Genomic DNA, 694 nt, shown 5'->3' with positions numbered 1-694 from the left:
CGGCGACGAACCGCTCAGCTGTCAGGGCGGAACGGCCGAGGTAGCCGCGGGCCACGCCGGCGCCCGCGATGTACAGCTCACCCACCACACCGGGCGCCACCAACTGCAAACCGCCGTCCAGCACATAGGTGCGCAGGTCGGGAATGCCGACGCCGATCACGCTCGCAGCCTCGTTGCTCACCCGATCACGGGTCAGCGGCTGATAGGTCACGTGCACCGTGGTCTCGGTGATGCCATACATGTTGACCAGCACCGGTGCATCGTCGGGATGCCGCAGGTACCAGTCGGCCAGGCGGGAGGGCTGCAGCGCCTCGCCGCCGAACACCACAACGCGCAAACTGAGCTGCCGGGCCGGCCGGGACGTGTCGGCATCGGCCTGCACCAACTGGTAGAAGGCCGACGGTGTCTGGTTGAGAACGGTGACACCCTGCTCGGCGAGCAGGTCCAGAAACGCCCCCGGCGTTCGGCTCACCTCGAAGGGCACCACGACCAGTCGGCCGCCGTGCAGCAGCGGCCCCCAGAGCTCCCAGACGGAGAAGTCGAAGGCGTACGAGTGGAACAGCGTCCAGACGTCGTCGGCGCCGAAGCCGAACCACTGGCGGGTGGCGTCGAACAGCCTGACCACGTTCCGGTGAGTGTTGACGACGCCTTTGGGGCGGCCGGTGGAGCCGGAGGTGTAGATGATGTAGGCGGG

The 694-nt window shown here is 68.0% G+C and carries 1 protein-coding gene; it reads right to left on the bottom strand.

Annotated features, from left to right (window positions below):
- Positions 1 to 694: AMP-binding protein (locus tag C6N31_RS42345; protein ID WP_198359637.1), on the bottom strand; the 694-nt coding region annotated here is incomplete at both ends.

Origin of the sequence: Streptomyces fildesensis (genome assembly GCF_016107395.1) — a bacterium.
Taxonomy (GTDB): domain Bacteria; phylum Actinomycetota; class Actinomycetes; order Streptomycetales; family Streptomycetaceae; genus Actinacidiphila; species Actinacidiphila fildesensis.
This window is presented reverse-complemented; position numbering and strand designations above follow the sequence as displayed.